Below are 16,898 nucleotides of genomic sequence, written 5' to 3'. Positions count from 1 at the left end.
TGACAGTTGGTATACAAGAAGTTAACTTCTCGCATATAGTCATTCTACTTTATTCAGTTTTCAAAGGTCTATCGCTCTCGTAAGAGATACGCTCTCTCGCGACAACTATTATATTCTATCAAACTCAATTTGTTCTGTCAAGAATAAACTGTGATTTTTCTCCCTTTTTTTTACACTCGTTCGGAAAACCCCGCCGTTGTCACGTTTCATCACTTATTTTTTTTGTGTTTTATTCTCGTTTTTGTCATTTTGTGGTATTATTAGCTCATGGAAGAAAAAATTTATCTACTAAATATAGAAGATATTAGTAAAAATCCTTATCAACCCCGCAAACATTTTGATCACGATAAGTTAAAAGAGTTATCACATTCTATAGAAGTTAATGGTGTTCTTCAACCCATTATTGTTCGTAAGAGTAATCTTTTTGGCTATGAACTTCTAGCAGGAGAACGGCGTTTGCGTGCATCGAAACTGGCGAAGCTGGATAAGATACCAGCGATTATTCGTTCTTATTCTGATAAGGATATGATGGTGCTCTCTATTTTAGAAAATTTGCAGCGTGATGACATGAGTCCATTAGACGAAGCTGAAAGCATCAAAAAAATTTTAGAAAAAAGCTCATTGACTCATGATGAAGTTGCTCAACATCTCGGAAAATCTCGTTCCTATATTTCAAATCTCTTGAGAATTTTAAAGCTTCCTCAAGAAATACTTCATCTATTAGAAGAGAAAAAAATTAGTTTAGCTCACGCCCGGACACTTCTTGCTGAAGAAAATAAAGAAAAACAAGTTTCCTTAGCTCATAAAGTCATTCAGGAAAAACTTAATGTGCGACAACTTGAAGATATCATTTACCAAAAAGTTGCCACTAAAAAAACGAACAATAAAAAAAGCATTTATATAGAAGAAAAGGAAAAAGAAATTGCAAGATGTTTAGGTGTAAGTAATAAAATTTCATATAATGAAAAGCACCAAAATGGAAAACTAGAGTTGCATTTTGACAGTTTAGAAAAACTCGAAGAACTCTTGAATAAACTCACAAAAAATCCACAGTGAATTCACTGTGGATTTTTTATCCCAAGATTTATTCACAAAAATTTTGTTTTCCTTTTTTGTGGAAAAGTTTAGAAACGCTTGTTATAGCCTTTGTCTCCTGTGGAAAACTTTTTATCCTTCCACATTATCCACATTTTTGGGGATAGTTATCCACTTCTGTGGAAAAATCGTATTTTTTTTCAACAGCGGTGGATAAATAGTTATCAACATGATATAATAGGTTCTACTTAATTTTAATATATTAGAGGAAAAATATGGCTCTCCAAAAAGAAAAAAAAGAATTTTGGACGAGAGTAAAAGAATTAGCGAAAAAAAATATCAAGCCGCAGTCTTATGATTTCTTCATTGAGCCTGCCCAACTGTTAGAAATTGAAAATGATGTAGCAACCATTATCGTGGGGGCGAAGTTTCATAAAGATTTTTGGCGGAGTCAGGAAGGACTAATCAGTACAGCTGGGTTTGAAATTTTTGATCGACCAATTCGTTTCAATTTACTTTCAGAAGAAGAAGTTTCAGAAAAAATTGAACAAGAAATCAATGAACAAGATGGCTTTGATGAAGCACCTGCTCTAGCAACTCCGGATTTCACGCGCTTAAATCCAAAGTACATTTTTGATAATTACATCCAAGGTGAAGGTAATAAATGGGCAAAAGCTGCTGCTTTTGCTGTTGCCGATAAACCAGGGGATGTTTATAATCCTCTCTTCATTTATGGAGGTTCTGGACTTGGCAAGACACATTTGATGCATGCGATTGGCAACGAAATCTTGAAAGATAATCCGCATTCTAAGGTTAAATATGTCTCTGCAGAAACTTTTGTCAATGACTATGTCAATGCAACACGTAAAGGACAGATGGCAAAATTTGAAGAAACATATCGAAACTTAGATATACTTCTTCTTGATGACGTCCAGTTCTTTAGTGATAAAGAAGGTACCCAAAACGAGTTTTTCAATACTTTTAATACTCTTCATGATCGTGGTGCTCAAATCGTTCTCACTTCGGACCGTATACCACAAGAACTCAATAAACTTGAAGAGCGTTTAGTGACTCGTTTTTCATGGGGATTAACGACAGACATCACAGCACCTGACTATGAAACACGTATGGCCATTCTCCAGACAAAGTCTGAGAGCAGTAATTTAGAGTTCCCTCAAGAAACTCTTAGTTATATCGCTGGCCAAATTGACTCAAATGTCCGTGAACTTGAAGGTGCACTTAATCGTGTAGAGTTTGTTGCGAAAACAAACAACCAAACGGTAGTCAATATTGATACCGCCAGTGAAGCTCTGCGTTCTCTTAAAAGTAATACGCAGCAACCTTTATCAAATTTGACAGTCAAAAAAATACAAGATGAGGTTGCAAAATACTATCATGTGTCAACAGCTGATCTTATTGGGCCTAAACGACCAAAAGAAATTGCATTTCCAAGACAAATTGCAATGTATTTAATTCGTGAATTGTTGGCACTCAGTCTTCCAGCTATTGGCAATGAGTTTGGTGGACGCGATCATACTACTGTCATGTATGCGCACAAGCAAATAACAGAAAAAATGAAAAATGACATCGATGTTCAAAAAGACATTGACGCCATCAAGCGACTGTTTCAATAAAAAGTGACCTGTGGAAAACTTCAAAAGATTTCCTTAAGTTATCCTCTACTTATACACAGTGGAAAACTTAGAAAAGTTCATGTTTTCGCGCTTATCCCCATACTCACAAGACCTACTACTATTACTAATATATTTATATAAATAAATAAATAAAGAAAAGGACTATCATGATAAAATTTTCAATTAACAAAGTAGCTTTTCAAAATGCACTAAAAATTACTAAACAAGCGATTGGTTCAAAAGTTACTATTCCTGCTTTAACCAAATTAAAAATTACAGTCAGTGCAGAAGGAATTACACTAACAGGATCCAATGGTCAAATTTCGATTGAGAACTTTTTACCTGCCAGTGATAAAGATGCTGGAATGAATATCTCTGGTACTGGTAGTATCTTATTGGAAGCTTCATTCTTTGAAAGTGTAGTTAGCCAAATGCCAGAACTTACTTTAGAATTTGAAGAATTAGAACAAAAACAAGTACTACTCACTTCTGGAAAGTCAGAAATTACTTTAAAAGGTCAGGATGCCGAAATTTATCCACGTATTCAAGAAATTTCACAAGAAAATCCTCTTAAGATTAATGTTGGTTTTTTGAAAGAAATTTTTACAGAAACAGTATTTGCTGTAAGTACGCAAGAAAGTCGTCCTATTTTTACCGGGGTACATTTGGTCTTATCAGATAAGAAAAATCTCAAAGCTGTTGCGACTGACTCACATCGTATGAGCCAACGCTTGCTTGCTCTTGAGAATGACGGTTCTGATTTTGATGTCGTTCTTCCTAGTAAGTCTATCCAAAGTTTCAAAAATGTATTTACTAATGATGAGGAAGATTTAGATATTTCCTTGGCGAATAATCAAATTCTCTTCCGTAATGAGCGTATCAGTTACTACAGCCGTCTAATTGAAGGGACTTATCCTGATACGAATCGTTTAATACCTAATGAAGCTGATTATAGCTTAAATCTCGTCTTTGATGTGGCTGCTTTACGTCGTACAATGGAACGTGCACGTCTCTTATCAAATGCAACAGCAAATGGTACTGTTAAACTTACTGTTTCAGGAGATTCAGTAATTACAACAGCCAATTCACCTGAAGTTGGTAGTGTTCATGAAGAGTTGACAGCAATTGAAAAAACTGGTGAGGATATTGCAATCAGCTTTAACCCACAATATCTGATTGATGCGCTTCGTGTTATAAAAGAACCGGAAGTTCGTATTCGTTTCATTTCAAACGTTCGTCCTTTTACACTTCTTCCTAAAAATGATACAGACAGTTTCGTACAGCTTATTACACCTGTCAGAACAAACTAAAAAATGTTAGAATAGACTTAACGAAAGTGAGGTCTATTTTTTTATGGAAATCATTTATACTGAAATTACACAAGATCTAACTCAATTTCTTTTGGAGCGTGCTCAACAGGCATTGAAAGAAGAGAAAAAAGTTTATTATATTGTTCCATCTTCAATGTCTTTTGAAAAAGAAAAGGAAATTTTAGAGCGTATTTCATCAGGTGCAGATACAGCCGTTTTTGACCTCTTGGTTACACGTTTTAAGCAACTTCCTTATTATTTTGATCGTAAAGAAAAAAATACAGATGAAAAAGTCGAACTCAGTCAGTCTGGATTGAGTATGCTTTTTCGTAAAGTTTTGAAGTCTTTTTCTAAAGAAGAATTGTCACTCTATTATAGTTTGCAAAGTTCACCAGCTTTCCTTGAAATGTTGGTGAATTTGCGTGCAGAATTAGTTACTGCAAATTTAACCTGTGAAGACTTACCTGAAAGTCCCAAAAATATGGAGTTATCAGCAATTTTGGGACGTTTCGAAGATGAATTAAATCTCTCTTATGCTAATTTTTCAGAGTTTCAACATTTTATACAAAGTATAAATGAGGGCAAATTTAATCAGATGTTACATGAGGCGGTAATCATTATTGATGGCTATACGCGGTTTACTGCTGAAGAGGAAAGTTTTATTTCTGCCCTTCATTCCGCAGGTTCAGAAATCATCATTGGGACCTATGCTCGTTCATCAGACTATAAGTTGACAGATTTTTCTTTGTCGGTTTACACGAATGCTCTAGAGATGATTCAACGTTTTCGCAATAAGTTTTCTGCTCAAATCTCTTCTGTTTCGAATGCAAAACCAGATAAAGTATATGATAAGTTGACACGTTTGATTGAACTGGAAACTAATTTTATTCAGGAAAGAGAAAATATTGAGCTGGAGTCTAAAGATAAAGAACATTTTGAAATCTGGGAAGCAGAAAACCAGATGGCAGAAATCGAAGCCGTTGCTAAAGAAATTCGTCAAAAGATAGCTCAAGGCGCTTTATTTAAAGACTTTACGGTATTGGTTGGTGATGTGGAAGCTTACGCAATACCAGTTCAAGAAATCTTTGATTTGTATGAGATTCCTTTTTTCTATGCTCAGGAAAAAGCAATGAGTCAGCATCCCTTGATTATTTTCTTAGAAAGTCTTTATGCAATAAAAAAGAACAATTATCGTACTAATGATGTGGTCAATCTCCTTAAAAGCAAAGTTTACAGTGGTGTAAACTTTAGCCAAGATGCCTTAGATTACTTTGAATATTATGTGAACAAGTATAAAATTCGAGGCAGAAAGAAATTTGCCACTGCTTTTGAAGAAAGTGAATTTTTAGAATTAGAGCAGGTTGAAACTTTAAGAGAAGAGATGCTTGGTGAATCCTCAGCTCTTCAAAAGTTTTTGACAGGTAGTTCAGAAAAAACGGGAGCCAAGTGGCTTGAACAATTTCAACATTTTATCCAAAATGGCAATGTTCTTGAGAATATGAATCTGCTTTATAATCAAGCTGAAGCTGAAGAAAATCATGTCTTGGCAGATAAGTACGAACAGGTTTGGAAATTATTGCTTTCTAATTTGAAGGAATTTCAGGCCGTTTTTGCTGAGCAAAAGATGAAAGTGCTCGAATTTCTTGAATTAATCTTAGCTGGATTGAAAGGTGCGAAATATCGCCAAATTCCTGCAAATGTTGATGTTGTCAATGTAAAAGACTATGAACTGGTGGAAGCAAGAACCAATAAGTATATCTATGCTATTGGTCTGACAATGGCTAACTTTCCCAAAATCAAGAAAAATTCTAGCTTACTTTCGGATGAAGAACGTGCGATTATTAATCAAAATGTATCTCATGATGATTTTCGTTTTATTGAGCAATTAAATGTGACAAACTCTAGTAAGAATACCTTTACAAGTGTCTCTTTGGTCAATGCAGCAACAGAAAAGCTCGTACTTTCGACACCTCAAATTTATGCGAATGCTCAAGATGATAGCTCGGCATTATTGCAGTTATTTATTGAACATACAAAAGCAGGAGAAAGTGTTAAACGTGAAGTCTCTTCAGTTAATCTCCTGGAAACCGTAACGCATATAGGGAATACACGTTCTCTCATTACAAATATTGGGAAAATTGAACATCTACTTGCTCAAGAGGAAATCGATGGGGGAGAGGATAAACGTAGTTTTTGGTCCAGTTTATTCCGTATTCTTCTTAAAGAAAATCCCGATTTTCAACGTTTGATTTATAATCTTGATCAAGATATAGCCCCTGTATCTTTGGATCCTGAGACTGTAAAAGAAATTTACAAGGATAAAATCCATGCTTCTGTGAGTAGTTTTGAACGTTTTTATAATTGCGAGTACCAGTACTTTTTAGAACAGACCTTAGGATTAGAAAGTTTTGAAAATATAGATTTGAATTCAAAAGTCGTTGGTAATTTCTTTCATGAAGTTTTTGAAAAACTCCTAGATAATCCTAACTTGAACAGCGAAAATTTCGATGATTACTTGGAAAGTGTTTTACGTGATGTTGACACTTCCTATGCCCGCTATTTCACCCAAGATGCAACAGCACAATTTACATGGACAAATCTTGGAGAAATCGTCAAGCAAACTGCAGTTGTTTTGAAAAAAGGCTTGGAAAATGATCAGATGAAGACTTTAGCAACCGAGAGTGCTTTTGGTTTACCGCAAAGTGAACTGGGTAATTTTTCTATAGACAAGATTAATTTACGTGGAAGGATTGATAGAATAGATCAATTTTTTGATGATAGTATTGGTGCTATTGATTATAAATCTAGTCAGCATAAATTTGATCTTGCGTCAGCTTATGATGGAACAAGTTTACAGTTTCTTACTTATTTAGATGTCCTCAAGCAAATGAATGCTGATCAAAAGCTTTGGGGCGCTCTTTACCTGCAGTTAAAAAACGAAAGTATCAATCTTTCTGATGTAGATTATTTAGGAGAAATAGCTGCCTTATTAGCGAAAAAAATGCGCTATGAAGGTCTTATTCTGGAAGAGTATAAGGATAAAGTAAATCAGGAAATTGACGTTGTTAACATTAATCGAAATAATGTCTATAGTCAAGAGGAGTTTGAAGGCCTTATCAAGCTCAACGAAAGTCATTATGCTCGTGCGGGAGAACGACTGCGTGAGGGAGAGATAGCGATTAACCCAGTCATGACTAAAGAAGGTATTGATAAATCTGGTAACGTACACGGATGTCGCTATTGTCCTTTAAAATCAATCTGTCGCTTTGAAGCAAGCAGGCATATGAATGATTATGCACGTGAAGTCGGTCAAAAAAGTCGCAAAGAGATTCTTGAAGAGTTGAAAGGAGGTCCAGTAAATGACTGAAGTAAAATTGACACCCGAACAGGAAGAAGCAATACATAGCCAAGGACATAATATACTCGTTTCAGCAAGTGCTGGATCAGGAAAGACTTTTGTCATGGCGAACCGGATTGTTGAAAAAATAAAAAATGGCATTGATATTGAGAGCTTGTTTATTTCAACCTTTACTAAAAAAGCGGCAGCAGAATTACGCATGCGTTTAGAAAAAGATCTAAAGAATGCAAGTTATAAATCTCAAGATAGTATTGAAAAACAAAGGATTAAACTGGCATTACAAAAACTACCTCATGCAGACATTGGTACAATGGATAGCTTTACACAGAAATTGTTACGAGAAAATTTTAATCGTGTAGATATTGATCCAAACTTTAGAATTCTAGCAGATCAGACAGAGAGTGATCTCTTGAAACAAGAAGTCTTTGATGATCTGGTCGAGCAATATCTTTCAGAGCAATCGGAAATCAAAGAGATAGCAAAAATAGATAAAAAGGCCTTTGAAAAGCTGGTAAAAAATTTTTCAAGAGATCGGAATATTAAGGGCTTCCAGAGCGTGGTTTACACGGTTTACAACTTTGCTTCAGCAACAGAAAGTCCTGAAAATTGGTTAAAAAATGAATTTCTTAAAGGCTTTGATTTTTATCAAAAATTCTCTGATTTACCCGAATCATTTTCACAAGATGTAGTCTTACAACTCGAAACCTTTATTTTAGATTTACAGAAATCTCTGACGGAAAAAAATCTTACGGGGAAAACTTTAGAAAAAGCACAGATCGTAGTGGATAATCAAGAACATCTTCTTTCTAGTTTAGCTCGGAGAGATTATCTTCAATTTACGGAAATTTTTAGATCTCTTGACTTTTCGCGCTGGTCATTAAAGAAAGATGAAATTTTAGCAGAAAGTTTTAAGTCTGTGATAGGAACCAAGACTGCTCCAGGTCTTGTAAGAGATTTTTTAGAAAAAATAAAACATTTGTCAACGATTGAAAAATATCAACCTGAAGCAAAAGTTTTGGCTGAAACCCTTCAAAAATTTGTTCTATATTTTTATAATGTCTATCTGGAGCGAAAACGTTCGGAAAATGCATTTGAATATTCGGATATTGCCCATTTTGCGATTAAAATATTAGAAGAAAATCCAGATGTCGCAACGGCTTATCGTAATAAATATAGTGAAATAATGATTGACGAGTATCAAGATACCAGTCATGTCCAAGAAGCGATGCTAAGGTTGCTGAGTAAAAATGGTGACGGCTCTGATAATCTTTTTATGGTTGGTGATATTAAGCAATCGATATATGGTTTTCGTTTGGCCGATCCTAGTCTTTTTCTCAAGAAATACATGGCCTATGCTGATGAAACGAATCCTAATCAACTGATTCGTCTCAAAGAAAATTTTCGTTCACGCGGTGAAGTCCTCTCCTTCACAAATGAGGTATTTAAACATTTGATGGACGAAGAAGTGGGAGAAATGATATACGGTAAAGAAGAGGAATTGGTCCAAGGGAATCTTATGGACTATCCGGAGAAGTTAGAAGAGAACTTTTACCCTGAGCTCCTTCTTTATGAAGAAGATACTTTAGAAGATGAGTCAGAACAAATGAGTGATGGAGAAATAAAAGTTGTTGCTCAACAAATTAAGGAGCTGATAGCATCTGACGAGAACTTAGAATATAAAGATATCGCTCTTTTGGTACGTTCCAAATCTCAAAATAATAAAATTGAAGATATCTTAAAAGCTTACGATATTCCAGTCGTTTTGGATGAGGGGCGCGTTGACTTTTTAAAATCTCTTGAAGTAACCTTAATTTTGGATGTCTTGCGTGCTATAGATAATCCGCTCTATGATATTCCTTTAGTGGCGACCTTACGCTCACCAATGTTTAACTTTACAGAGGATGATCTTACAAGGATTAGTTTGAATGCTGGTTCTGATACCCGGTTTTGGCAGAAGTTGCAGCTTAGTGATGGAGAGCTGATAGACAAATCCCTTAAAACAAAGATTGATACCTTTTTGGAGAGGTTTACAGGGTGGCGTAAACTTGTAAACGAAGTCACTATCCATGAACTTCTATGGAAGATTTACACAGAAACTTTTTATCTGGACTATGTTGGAGCGCTACCAAATGGTGAGATGCGTCAAGCCAATCTTCATGCTCTTTCAGTAAGGGCTGAATCATATGAAAGTTCGGGCTATAAAGGTCTTTTCCGATTCATCAAGATGATTGATAAATTTATGGAACAAAACAACGACCTTGCTTCTGTGAATATTAAGTTGCCACAAAATGCGGTAAGAGTAATGACTTTTCATAAGTCCAAAGGGTTAGAGTTTGATGTTGTCTTTCTCATGAATTTACAAACTAAGTTCAACCAGAAAGATCTAAGGGATTCGGTGATACTTACTCGGGAAAATGGCTTAGGAATGAAATATACTGCTGATTTAAAAAATGAGTCAGCTGTAGAGACCGATTTCCCCTATGCTTTGGTTAAAATGGAAACCTTACCGTATCTCGTCAATAAGGATTTGAAGCGAAATGCAATGCTTTCAGAAGAAATGCGTGTTCTTTATGTCGCCTTTACAAGAGCGAAGAAAAAACTCTATATGGTCGGTAAAATCAAACCAAAAGATCTGGAAAAATATGGGGAAACGAAATTAGAAAAAGGCATTTTACCTCTTAAATATCGTCAAGCTGCGAATGGCTACCAACATTGGTTGTTAGCTCTTCAAAAAGCACATAAGTTACCGATGAATTTTAAAGTAATCAAGGCTGCTGATTTACAAGGAGTTGATAAAAAGTTTACAGTTTATCCTGACTTTAAAAAATTAGCAGAAGACGCGAAAAAATTTGATAAAATAATGGACAGCTTATCCGATGTAAAACAAGCGCGTGCTATATTAGATTATCAATATCCAAAGGTAGCAGCAACGAAGCTTTCAAGCATTCAAACTCCCAGTCAAGTAAAAAAAAGAAGTTATGAAAAGCAATTAGAGTTGGGAAATGTTTTACCATCAAGTGAGTATGAACGTGTAAAACAGTTGGAGATGTTGGATTTTGGTCAACATAAAATTACAGCTGCCGAAATAGGTTCTGCTACCCATAGTTTTATGCAATATGCAGATTTTTCACGACCAAACTTATTCGACTTCCAACAAACCTTGGATCAGATGGAGCTTCTGGATGAAGTGAAAAACAAAATTGATTTACCCAAAATTCTGACTTTATTTGACACAGATTTTGGTAAAGTCCTGGTTGATAACGTGGAGCGTACAACTAAGGAAGCACCTTTTTCTATGTTGAAAACGGATGAAGTTGCACAAGAACAATATATTGTTCGAGGAATATGTGATGGCTTTATAAAATTTGAAGATAAGATTATCTTATTTGACTATAAGACGGATTATTTTCGCAATCAAGCGCAGATTGCAGAAATCAAGAAAAATTATGAAGTTCAGATGGAACTCTATGCAGATGCTTTAAGAAAGGCCTATCATGTCAACCAAGTTGACAAGTATTTGATTTTATTAGGTGGACCTCAAAAAGTCGTCGTAGAAAGGTTGTAAAATGTTAGACTATCAATTAGGATCAATTGTTGAAATGAAGAAACCACATGCTTGTACAATCAAATCAACGGGAAAAAAAGCAAACAGTTGGGAAATAATTCGCATGGGTGCAGATATCAAAATTCGATGTACGAATTGTGATCATGTCGTTATGATGAACCGTAATGATTTCAATAAAAAAATAAAAAAAGTTGTGACAAAGTAGTCACAACTTTTTGTTTGGACTTCTAAAAAACTTGATAGAATATGCTTTTTTGTCTTTTTTCATGATTTACGGTATAATTGGATGACTATAAAATTTGACGGAGAAATGAATAAATATGGCTTTAACAGCAGGTATTGTCGGCCTTCCTAATGTCGGAAAATCTACTCTTTTTAATGCAATTACAAAAGCGGGTGCTGAAGCAGCAAACTATCCTTTTGCAACCATCGAGCCTAATGTAGGTATGGTTGAAGTTCCCGATGAACGCTTGACTAAAATCACAGAATTAATCAAACCTAAAAAGACTGTTCCTACAACTTTTGAATTTACAGATATTGCAGGTATTGTAAAAGGTGCCTCTAAAGGTGAAGGTTTGGGTAATAAGTTCCTTGCGAATATTCGCGAGGTTGATGCAATCGTACACGTGGTTCGTGCTTTTGATGATGAAAACGTGATGCGCGAAAATAACCGTGAGGATTCTTTCGTTGATCCATTGGCAGATATTGAAACAATTAATTTAGAGTTGATTTTGGCCGATTTGGAATCCGTAAACAAACGCTATGCGCGGGTTGAAAAAGTCGCACGTACGGTTAAGGATAAAGATGCGGTAGCAGAATTCAATGTTTTGTCTAAAATCAAGCCAGTTTTGGAAGATGGAAAATCTGCGCGAACAGTAGAATTTGATGAAGAAGAGCAAAAAGTTGTCAAACAGCTATTCCTACTTACTACAAAACCTGTCCTGTATGTCGCTAATGTAGGTGAAGATGAAGTAAGTGCACCAGATGACATTGAATATGTGAAACAAATTCGTGAATTTGCAGCGACTGAAAATGCAGAGGTTGTTGTTATTTCAGCACGTGCTGAAGAAGAAATTGCCGAACTTGATGATGAGGACAAAGCAGAGTTTCTTGAAGCACTCGGTTTAGAAGAATCTGGTGTTGATAAATTGACAAAAGCAGCTTATCACTTACTTGGACTTGCCACATATTTTACAGCTGGCGAAAAAGAAGTGCGTGCTTGGACCTTTAAGCGAGGCATGAAAGCTCCTCAATTGGCAGGAGTCATTCATAGTGATTTTGAAAAAGGATTTATTCGTGCTGTAACCATGTCTTATGATGATTTGATGAAATATGGTAGTGAAAAGGCTGTTAAAGAAGCAGGACGTTTACGTGAAGAGGGTAAAGAATATGTGGGACAAGATGGCGATATCATGGAATTCCGCTTTAACGTGTAAGATAGTTCCCCAAGCGTTTAAGCCTATGAGCCAAAAAGTTTTACAATAACTAAAAAGAGCTGATTTGTATGAATCAGCCTTTTGCTATTTTTGGGAAAGAGGAGAAAAAATGACAAAAATGATTGTAGGGCTAGGAAATCCTGGCGACAAGTATGAGCAAACCAAACATAATATGGGCTTTATGGCTGTTGATTTACTTGCAAAAGACTATGGTGTAAACTTTAACATGGAAAAAACCTTTATGGCTGAAGTTGCTTCTACTTTCGTTAATGGTGAAAAAGTTTTTCTAGTAAAACCGCAAACCTTCATGAATGAATCAGGACGCGCCATCCAACCTTTATTGACTTACTATAATCTGGATCCAGCAGATTTAACGGTCATTGTTGACGATATGGACTCGGCTATTGGACGCGTGAGACTGCGTCAAAAAGGTTCTTCAGGTGGTCAACGTGGAATAAAGTCAACAATCACTCATCTAGGAACAGAGCAGTTCAACCGAGTAAAAATTGGGATTGGACGTCCAGAACATGGAAAAACAGTAGTTGCACATGTCTTATCTAAATTTGATAAAGAAAATGTAGAAATTGCACAGGACGGCATAAACAAGGCTGTAGAGGCAGTTAAATTCTATATTGAATCAAATGATTTTTCACAAGCAATGAATAAATTTAACGGACAATGAAAATAAACGAATTTTTTGATCAAAACCACGATTTACAATCATGGCAGAGAAGTTTTGCAAAAGCAGAGCGTACGCTTTTAACCGGTCTATCTGGAACTGCTCAGGCGATGGTTATGGCTAATGCTTATGAGAATAATCCGGATAAGTACGTGATTGTCACTGATAATCAATACCACGCAAACGAACTTTATGATGAACTGACTAATCTTGTTGAAGATGAGAAGGTTTACCAATTTTTTTCAGATGACAATGTCTATGCTGAATTTGCAATAGCAAGTAAAGACCGGACAGCATATCGACTTGAAGCTCTAAATTTCCTGCTTGATACACAGCAAACAGGATTTTTGGTCGTTCCTTTTATGGCTTTACGTTCGCTCTTGCCTCACCCTGATAATTTTCAAGAAAACTATCTCCTCCTGACTCAAGGTGATGAATTTGAGATGACAAATCTACTCGAAATATTAGCCAGTGCCGGTTATGAGAAGACACAGCGTGTGATGGTACCTGGAGAGTTTTCACAACGTGGTGACATCGTGGATATTTATCCACTCGATGCAGCTCAACCTTTAAGGCTGGAATTTTTTGGCGACGAAGTAGATACGATTCGTGCCTTTGATAGTGAGACACAACGCTCGCACGAAAATATGGATCAAGTAGAAATATATCCGGCAAGCGATTTTATTTTAATGCCTTGGGAATTTGAGCAAGGTGTAAAAAAATTAAGTGCTCAGCTACAAAATGTAACCGATCCTACAGCTCAATCTTATTTTGAAGAAGTGATTGCAGCAGCGGAAAATCATTACTATCATAAAGATTTACGTAAGTTTGCAGAATATTTTTACGAAAAGCCAGCCTCTCTTTTGAATTATTTTCCGAAAAATATTCAAATCTTTATTGATGATTTTCAAAAAATTAACGAAGCCAATAATAAAACAGAACAAGAACTTGCAGAATTTATTGTTTCGGAAAAAAGTATGGGACGCTCTTTTGAAGGACAAACCTATCTTTTAGATGTTATTTCTAAGTTACGTTCTCACAAACCGGCAAGTTTTTTCTCGAATTTTCAAAAAGGCTTAGGTAATATAAAGTTTGATGCTTTATATAATTTTAATCAACATTCGATGCAGCAGTTCTTTGGGCAAATGGAACTCTTTTACACCGAAGTTGACAGGTTTGTAAAGCAGGGTTTTACAGTTGTTTTGGCTGTGTCTTCTGAGAAACTACGTTCGGAGCTCCAGAAACTAGATTTAGAGCTTCAAATGGTATCCACTGATGAAATTCAAAAAGGAAAAATAAACCTTTTGAATTTAAATCTTAACAATGGTTTTAATTTTATTGATGAGAAACTTGTTGTTATTACTGAGTCAGAAATTTTTGGTAAAGCAAGAAAGAAAAAAACACGGCGTTTAAATATCACTAATGCAGAACGTCTAAAAGATTACAATGAACTCGAAGTTGGTGATTACGTTGTACATAAAAATCACGGGATAGGGAAATACTTAGGTATTCAAACCATTGAAGTATCAGGAATGCATCGTGATTACTTGACGATTCAATATCAAAATGGTGATACGATATCGGTTCCAGTCGACCATCTGAATCTATTAAGTAAATACTCTGCGGCTGAGGGAAAAACTCCCAAGATAAATAAGCTTAATGATGGCCGTTGGCGTAAAACGATGTCATCTGTAAGTAAACAAGTCGAAGATATTTCTGAGGACCTGATCAAGCTGTATTCGGCAAGACAAGCTTTAAAAGGTCATGCTTTTTCTGTGGATGATGTTAACCAGGAAGAATTTGACAATGGATTTGCTTACCCAGAAACTGCAGACCAGTTGCGCTCAATTAGTGAAATCAAAAAGGATATGGAACTTGAGCGCCCGATGGATCGACTATTAGTGGGAGATGTTGGCTTTGGGAAAACAGAGGTTGCAATGCGTGCAGCCTTTAAAGCAATTAATGACAGTAAACAGGTCGCCGTTTTAGTACCAACCACTGTTTTAGCGGAACAACACTATAATAACTTTATGGAACGCTTTGTAAACTTTGGTGTAAACATTGCTGTTTTGAGTCGTTTCCAAACCAAGGCTCAACAAACGGAGATTTTGGATAAGTTAAAGAAAGGACGCGTGGACTTAATCATTGGTACCCATCGTCTTTTATCCAAGGATGTCGAATTTCTTGACTTGGGTTTAATGATTATTGATGAGGAACAGCGCTTCGGTGTCAAACACAAGGAACGTTTGAAAGAATTAAAAACACAGGTTGATGTTTTGACACTTACCGCAACACCTATACCGAGAACCTTGCATATGTCAATGTTAGGTATTCGTGATTTATCAGTCATTGAAACGCCACCAACAAACCGTTATCCTGTCCAAACATATGTAATGGAAACAAATTATGGAGTTGTACGTGATGCTGTACTTCGGGAGATTTCGCGTGGTGGGCAGGTTTACTACGTTCATAACCGAGTAGACAGTATTGAGCAAAAAGTTTCCCAACTGGAAGAGTTGATACCTGAGGCAAGAATTGGCTATATTCATGGACAGATGACAGAAATTCAATTAGAAAATACCTTGATGGATTTTATAAATAATGAATATGATGTCTTAGTGGCAACGACGATTATTGAAACAGGGGTTGATATTCCAAATGCCAATACGCTCTTTATTGAAAATGCCGATATGATGGGATTATCGCAACTGTATCAATTAAGGGGGCGCGTGGGCCGAAGCAGTCGAGTTGCTTATGCTTACTTTATGTATAAACCAGAAAAAATCTTATCTGAAGTTTCAGAAAAGCGTTTAGAAGCAATCAAGGGCTTTACAGAACTTGGCTCAGGTTTCAAAATTGCAATGCGTGATCTTTCAATTCGAGGCGCAGGAAATTTGCTGGGAGCAGAACAATCTGGCTTTATTGATTCGGTTGGTTTTGAACTTTACTCGCAATTGCTTGAAGAAGCAGTCCATAAGCGTATGGGTGGCGATAAGATTAAGATGAAGACCAATGCGGAAATTATGCTTGGCTTAGATGCTTTTATTCCAAGTTATTATATCGGTGATGAAAGACAAAAAATTGAGATTTATAAGCGTATTCGCCAAGTGGATACTCGAAAAAACTATGAAGAACTACAAGATGAGATGATGGACCGTTTTGGAGAGTATCCGGATGAGGTTGCCTACTTGTTAGAAATTGGGTTATTGAAAACATTTGCGGATAATGCTCTCGTTGAAAAAATCGAAAAAAATAAATTTGAAGTTGTGCTAATAATGGCTAAATCAGCCAATACGATGTATGATCCACAAGAGTATTTTGAAGCTTTGTCTGAAACAAACTTAAAAGCAAGTGTGGGTGAGAAGCTAGGAAAAATGACTTTTCGTTTTAAAATTGAAAATCGAAAAGATGTTGTTCTTCTACGTGAAATCATGAATTTTACTGAAAAACTTTCAGAATTAAGAGATAAGCACGAAAAAGAATAATGTTTCATATGAAACATTATTCTTTTATTTTAGAGAACTCTTTATTTAAAAGCCTTTAACGACTCTAAAAATAATTTCAAGTGATTTTTCAAAAGGCTTGAAGTGTGTTATAATAACCACTATGAGATTAGATAAATTTTTAAAGGTTTCTCGTCTGATAAAACGTCGCCCTGTAGCTAAAGAAGTTGCTGATAAGGGACGAATTAAGATCAATGGGAAAATAGCGAAATCTTCAAGTGATGTTAAATTTGATGATGTCATTGAAATTCGCTTTGGAAACAAGATTGTAGAAGTAAGTGTTCTAGAACTTAAAGAATTCACGCGTAAAGAAGACGCAGAAAAAATGTATAAAATTTTGAGTGAAACACGGATTACTGCAGATACTGAACTATAATT

Annotated in this window: 10 protein-coding genes; all 10 read left to right on the top strand. The window is 35.7% G+C overall.

The annotated features are described in order from the left end of the window. The first annotated feature begins 267 nt into the window (after positions 1–267). The 10 genes from BZZ03_RS06750 (at position 268) to BZZ03_RS06705 (ending at position 16,896) form a co-directional block, all read left to right on the top strand. Complete coding sequence (locus BZZ03_RS06750) at positions 268–1,056, top strand: ParB/RepB/Spo0J family partition protein (RefSeq protein WP_019293616.1); 789 nt, start codon at positions 268–270, stop codon at positions 1,054–1,056. A gap of 254 nt (positions 1,057–1,310) precedes the next feature. Continuing rightward, positions 1,311–2,669 carry a chromosomal replication initiator protein DnaA gene (gene dnaA, locus BZZ03_RS06745; protein ID WP_019335926.1) on the top strand — a complete coding sequence of 453 codons (1,359 nt, stop codon included), beginning with the start codon at positions 1,311–1,313 and terminating at the stop codon, positions 2,667–2,669. 167 nt (positions 2,670–2,836) lie between these two features. Continuing rightward, complete coding sequence (gene dnaN / locus BZZ03_RS06740; protein ID WP_019293615.1) at positions 2,837–3,979, top strand: DNA polymerase III subunit beta; 1,143 nt, start codon at positions 2,837–2,839, stop codon at positions 3,977–3,979. Between the two features lie 43 nt (positions 3,980–4,022). Next, entirely contained in the window at positions 4,023–7,346 is a 3,324-nt protein-coding gene (gene rexB / locus BZZ03_RS06735) for an ATP-dependent nuclease subunit B (protein ID WP_086582823.1), read from the top strand. Further along, positions 7,339–10,902, top strand: a complete 3,564-nt coding sequence (gene addA / locus BZZ03_RS06730; protein WP_086582822.1) for a helicase-exonuclease AddAB subunit AddA — start codon at positions 7,339–7,341, stop codon at positions 10,900–10,902. The genes rexB and addA overlap by 8 nt, the downstream gene beginning before the upstream one ends. Before the next feature lies 1 nt (position 10,903). Then, positions 10,904–11,107, top strand: a complete 204-nt coding sequence (locus tag BZZ03_RS06725; protein WP_014024078.1) for a DUF951 domain-containing protein — start codon at positions 10,904–10,906, stop codon at positions 11,105–11,107. 115 nt (positions 11,108–11,222) lie between these two features. Beyond that, on the top strand, positions 11,223–12,338 hold the full coding sequence (ychF, locus tag BZZ03_RS06720; RefSeq protein ID WP_003133569.1) for a redox-regulated ATPase YchF: 1,116 nt from the start codon (positions 11,223–11,225) through the stop codon (positions 12,336–12,338). Positions 12,339–12,447: 109 nt separating this feature from the next. Beyond that, positions 12,448–13,020 (top strand): aminoacyl-tRNA hydrolase, encoded by a 573-nt coding sequence (gene pth / locus BZZ03_RS06715; RefSeq protein WP_086582821.1) that lies wholly within the window; start codon positions 12,448–12,450, stop codon positions 13,018–13,020. Further along, positions 13,017–16,502, top strand: coding sequence for a transcription-repair coupling factor (gene mfd / locus BZZ03_RS06710; protein ID WP_086582820.1), 3,486 nt, complete (start codon positions 13,017–13,019; stop codon positions 16,500–16,502). Before pth ends, mfd begins: the two co-directional genes overlap by 4 nt. Before the next feature lie 121 nt (positions 16,503–16,623). Continuing rightward, on the top strand, positions 16,624–16,896 hold the full coding sequence (locus BZZ03_RS06705; protein WP_017370095.1) for an RNA-binding S4 domain-containing protein: 273 nt from the start codon (positions 16,624–16,626) through the stop codon (positions 16,894–16,896). The last annotated feature ends 2 nt before the right edge of the window (positions 16,897–16,898 follow it).

Origin of the sequence: Lactococcus petauri (genome assembly GCF_002154895.1) — a bacterium.
Lineage (GTDB): Bacteria > Bacillota > Bacilli > Lactobacillales > Streptococcaceae > Lactococcus > Lactococcus petauri.
The sequence above is the reverse complement of the archived record's forward strand: the minus strand, read 5'-3'. Positions and strand labels throughout refer to the sequence as shown.

Bases quoted from the DNA above. Each gene is read 5' to 3' on its own strand.
- dnaN (WP_019293615.1), top strand. From the start codon at position 2,837: ATGATAAAATTTTCAATTAACAAAGTAGCTTTTCAAAATGCACTAAAA.
- BZZ03_RS06750 (WP_019293616.1), top strand. From the start codon at position 268: ATGGAAGAAAAAATTTATCTACTAAATATAGAAGATATTAGTAAAAAT.
- pth (WP_086582821.1), top strand. From the start codon at position 12,448: ATGACAAAAATGATTGTAGGGCTAGGAAATCCTGGCGACAAGTATGAG.
- dnaA (WP_019335926.1), top strand. From the start codon at position 1,311: ATGGCTCTCCAAAAAGAAAAAAAAGAATTTTGGACGAGAGTAAAAGAA.
- BZZ03_RS06705 (WP_017370095.1), top strand. From the start codon at position 16,624: ATGAGATTAGATAAATTTTTAAAGGTTTCTCGTCTGATAAAACGTCGC.
- rexB (WP_086582823.1), top strand. From the start codon at position 4,023: ATGGAAATCATTTATACTGAAATTACACAAGATCTAACTCAATTTCTT.
- ychF (WP_003133569.1), top strand. From the start codon at position 11,223: ATGGCTTTAACAGCAGGTATTGTCGGCCTTCCTAATGTCGGAAAATCT.
- mfd (WP_086582820.1), top strand. From the start codon at position 13,017: ATGAAAATAAACGAATTTTTTGATCAAAACCACGATTTACAATCATGG.
- BZZ03_RS06725 (WP_014024078.1), top strand. From the start codon at position 10,904: ATGTTAGACTATCAATTAGGATCAATTGTTGAAATGAAGAAACCACAT.
- addA (WP_086582822.1), top strand. From the start codon at position 7,339: ATGACTGAAGTAAAATTGACACCCGAACAGGAAGAAGCAATACATAGC.